Below are 3,993 nucleotides of genomic sequence, written 5' to 3' on the forward strand. Positions count from 1 at the left end.
ATTAAAGTTTATGCCAGCGAAATGACGGCAGAAAAAAATATCAGCGATATTAATTTAAAAGAGCCTGCTGCAATAATTATGGGCAGCGAAGACAAAGGAATTTATCCTGCATTGATAAAAATTTGTGATGCACAATTCAAAATCCCCATGGCCGGGGATTTTGAAAGTTTAAATGTATCTGTTGCCACAGGGATTATATTGTATGAAGTGATGAAGCAAAGGCTGGATGGATAAAATAATTAGCTTTCATAAGAGCTATTTTTTGAACCCCGTATCTCATTAAAATTTAATCCCTGCAGATAAGGATACAGTGTTTATAATCCCGCCAATACCCGTGCCCTTTGAAACAGAGATGAAATTATTGTCATCAGGATTAATAACTTTTACCGTGGCGGTTTTTGCTGATGAAGTAATGGTCATATCAGAACGTACGCCCATAAACCAACTCTTTTTATTTAAAAAGTTCCAGTAGCCAGTAAAAATTGCACCCGGTAATAAATATTTTTTTTCCGACAGTGGGGTAGAGGAGTACGGAGTTTCTTGTTTTATTTTGCAAATAGAAACTACAGGGCCTATACCAACTGCTGCGTTGCCTTTTTTATTTTTCCATAAGTATGCTGCATATGCCGTAGAAAATTCACTGCTTATATTCAGCAGGTTTACATTATTGCCGTATCCATCTGCACCTTTTACAACAGTTCGGTATGTACGGCCAAAACCTGCCTCAATGCCGGCATTTTTTTTAATGTTGTAGCCATATCGAATTTTATAGTTACCATTGCTGGTTTCCTGCCGGGGATATTGTGTGCTGCCACTTAAATAAAAAAAGAACAGATAAATATCATAATTTATTTTATCCCCAAAGCCATTAGCTTTCATATTATTGTTAATCCGGTTACTCATTCCTGAAAATGAAATTCCGGTTTCTATACTTAAATAATTTTTAGTTTGGGTAAAAGCGGGGGTTATAAATATATAGGTTGTAAGCATTACAAAAATAATCTTTTTCATAATTGATAGTTTAGTAAAATTGATAAGAGTTTAAGGTAACTTAAACATGGTCACTTGTTAAGTTGTAAAGTGGTTTCAGTATATTCTCCGGCAGCGATATCTTCTTTTAAATAAAGTTTTAGTTCTGCGTCTGTCAGCGTTTGAATAGTGTATATATCAGTAGATAAATCAATCCACATTTTTGTATCACTAATAATTCCATAAGCTGCCGTATCATAATTATTTCTAGAAAAGCTATATACTTTACCGTCATTGCGGAAATCAGCATACTCTCCAACACCCGAAAAAGTATTGACATGCGGCATACCTGAAAAAAAATAATTTTCGGAAACAGATTGTATTTTCCATTTGCCCAATACTTTTTCCTGAGTAGTTTTGGGGGTTATATTTTCTTTCTTGCAGGAAATGCCCAGCATTACAGTAATTACTAATAATAAAACTGTAAGTGTTGTTTTAATTGATTTCATAAAATTTAAGTTTTGTTGTTTATGCCTACTCTTTTTAAGGTTTTCGGCTATCCCTGTATTTAAATCGGTTGAAAAAAGAATAATTTTAAAGAGGTATTGATAAGCTGATTCCGGTTATGGTCTTATTAGTTGCAACAGGTAATCCATAAGCTGTTTTTTGACTGGTTAAGCTGAGGTTTGCTTTTCGTTTGTTTTTTGCTGATGCAATAAACAAGGGGATAGAAGCGGTTATTCCGGCCCCGCCCAGTACCGTCAAAATAGTTTCGGTTGTATAATCATGTTGAGTATCCTGAAAAGTGAAAAGGGAAATATAATCCTCAGTGGCTTTAGGGGTGGCAATCAATGCGGCTATTGTACACAATGCAACGCCACCACCCAGGCAAATCCATGCAGCTGTTTTTTGCTTTTTATATTTTATTAAATAATTATTTTCCGAATAGGCTTTATTAATTTTGGTAGATGAAGGATCCGCCTGGCTATAGCCGGATGCAGTTAATACAATAATAGCCCCGATGAGAAGAATAGTTTTTTTCATGATTTTTAATTTTAGGTTAAACATTTATTACCATCTTTAAATTTTACAGTATATCCGCCATCATCCGTTTTTGTTACTTTGATAAATAATTTAATATTAAAAAACAAAACTGCCGATGGTAAAAACTGTAATTCTACCCTAAAAATATACTGCTGAAAAAGCCATTCCTAATTGATAAATTCTCACAGCTTTTGAAATTTAGTAACTACTGCTGTTTTAGCATAAACCCCACAGTCAGCTATAATATTTTTGCAAAAGATGCTAATATGATTATCTTAACAGGCAGGAAATACTAATTTCTTTTACCCCTAAAGCAATTATTACTAAAAAAACTTATCATGGAATCAGCAGATGTACAACAACGTTTCTTTCAGCATCTGAAAGATATTTTGCCCGGGCACCTTTCGCTGGTGGATGAGGTGGCGGAACTGATTAATATCAGCAACGACAGTGCCTACCGCCGAATAAGGGGCGAAAAGCAGATTAGTTTTGAAGAATTACAAAAACTCTGCAGCCATTATAAAGTTTCCCTCGACCAGTTTTTGCATCTGCAGAGTGATGCCATCATTTTTACCGGCCGGGCAAATACCGCATCCGAAGATATATTTGGCGATTATCTTAAAAGTGTGCTGCAGCAATTTCAGATAATGAACAGTTTTGAAAAAAAACACCTGTATGTATTAATGAAAGATATTCCACCCTTTGTGCACTTTCAAATTCCGGAGCTGGCTAAATTTAAATTTTATTTCTGGATGAAATCCATACTCCACGATGACAGGTTGAAGAAGGTAAAGTTTTCTCTCGACGATCCAAGGTATGATGAATTTCTTCCGTTAAGCAAGAAAGTAATTGAAGCCTATAATACCATACCAGTTACCGAAATCTGGAATATAGAAAGCATCAACAGTTCACTGCGGCAAATAGATTTTTATCGTCAGTCTGGAATGTACAAAAATAAAAATGATATAAAAGTATTGTACGATAAAATAGAAGAATTGGTAAATCATATTGAACGACAGGCGGAATTGGGGGTAAAATTTTTTATTGGTACAGAACCGGGTAGTAATGATGCAGCGTATAACATGTTTGTAAATGAATTGATATTAGGCGACAATACTTTTATGGCCGAATTGGGCAATATGAGACTTACTTATCTTAATCATAGCGTACTTTATTTTGTAGGAACTAAAGATGAACAGTTTAACCAGGCCATGTTTAACAACCTGATTAATCTTACAAAAAAATCTACACAGCTCAGCAGCATTGGCGAAAAAGAAAGGGTGCGATTTTTTAACCGTCTCAGGGATAAGATATACCACATGCAATCTTTGCTTACTTAATTACTGTTTATCTTTCAACAAAAAACAGATAGATAATTTATCCTGCATTAATGAAAATTTGTGATGCACAATTCAAAATCCCCTTTCATAAGGATTTTGAAAGTTTAAATGTAAGTGCAGCCACAGGGATAATTTTGTATGAGGTGAGTAAGCAGCGGGCTATTTAAGTTCTTCTTTCGGTAAATTATAATTTTTACATTTTTCCCTGCATGGCTTTATGCCCATAGTTTTCAAATGTTTTAAATGAGAAAGGATACCTCCGAAAAAACCGGTAAAATTTGGCTCAATTTGATGAGCCCTTAAATTGCTGTATAAAATTTTATTAAGCTTTGGATAATGTACATGATTTATGTGTGGAAATAAATGATGTGCTGTATGGTTATTAAATCCTCCAAAGATAAAATTTGCTGCAGGGCTAAAAGGATAAAAATCATTCGAACTTTTTACCTGGTTATTGATCCAGGATGTTTTGATATAACCTGCTGAGTCTGCATTAAAATATTCTGTTTTTTCTACATGGTGGGTTATAAAAAAAGTAAACAGCAAAAACAACGATTGTATTAAATGCATGAGTAAAAATGCGGATGCAATTATATACCAGTGATGGGCAGAAAATACGAGTGGCAATATTATGAGGCAG

At 34.4% G+C, this 3,993-nt stretch carries 7 protein-coding genes; 3 read left to right on the forward strand and 4 right to left on the reverse strand.

Annotation, left to right across the window (positions count from 1 at the left end; translation table 11 throughout):
- Window positions 1–234 (forward strand): TrmH family RNA methyltransferase (locus ACY65O_RS10485; protein ID WP_462220806.1); only part of this gene is annotated, 234 nt, incomplete at its 5' end.
- 45 nt (window positions 235–279) lie between these two features.
- Here ACY65O_RS10485 and ACY65O_RS10490 read toward each other — a convergent pair.
- From ACY65O_RS10490 to ACY65O_RS10500, 3 genes are all read right to left on the reverse strand, one after another.
- Window positions 280–1,011, reverse strand: coding sequence for a hypothetical protein (locus ACY65O_RS10490; protein ID WP_462220807.1), 732 nt, complete (start codon window positions 1,009–1,011; stop codon window positions 280–282).
- A 50-nt stretch (window positions 1,012–1,061) separates the two neighbouring features.
- Window positions 1,062–1,478, reverse strand: a complete 417-nt coding sequence (locus ACY65O_RS10495; RefSeq protein ID WP_462220808.1) for a hypothetical protein — start codon at window positions 1,476–1,478, stop codon at window positions 1,062–1,064.
- An 85-nt stretch (window positions 1,479–1,563) separates the two neighbouring features.
- On the reverse strand, window positions 1,564–2,013 hold the full coding sequence (locus ACY65O_RS10500) for a hypothetical protein (protein ID WP_462220809.1): 450 nt from the start codon (window positions 2,011–2,013) through the stop codon (window positions 1,564–1,566).
- Window positions 2,014–2,351: 338 nt separating this feature from the next.
- Between ACY65O_RS10500 and ACY65O_RS10505 the strand changes: the two genes are divergently transcribed.
- Both ACY65O_RS10505 and ACY65O_RS10510 read left to right on the forward strand, forming a co-directional pair.
- Window positions 2,352–3,353 carry a helix-turn-helix domain-containing protein gene (locus tag ACY65O_RS10505; RefSeq protein ID WP_462220810.1) on the forward strand — a complete coding sequence of 334 codons (1,002 nt, stop codon included), beginning with the start codon at window positions 2,352–2,354 and terminating at the stop codon, window positions 3,351–3,353.
- A 50-nt stretch (window positions 3,354–3,403) separates the two neighbouring features.
- Window positions 3,404–3,520 carry a TrmH family RNA methyltransferase gene (locus ACY65O_RS10510; RefSeq protein WP_462220811.1) on the forward strand — a complete coding sequence of 39 codons (117 nt, stop codon included), beginning with the start codon at window positions 3,404–3,406 and terminating at the stop codon, window positions 3,518–3,520.
- Here ACY65O_RS10510 and ACY65O_RS10515 read toward each other — a convergent pair.
- Window positions 3,513–3,993 (reverse strand): fatty acid desaturase family protein (locus ACY65O_RS10515; RefSeq protein WP_462220812.1); only part of this gene is annotated, 481 nt, incomplete at its 5' end. The genes ACY65O_RS10510 and ACY65O_RS10515 overlap by 8 nt on opposite strands.

Origin of the sequence: Ferruginibacter sp. (assembly GCF_031430955.1) — a bacterium.
In the GTDB taxonomy this organism is placed as follows: Bacteria; Bacteroidota; Bacteroidia; order Chitinophagales; family Chitinophagaceae; genus Ferruginibacter.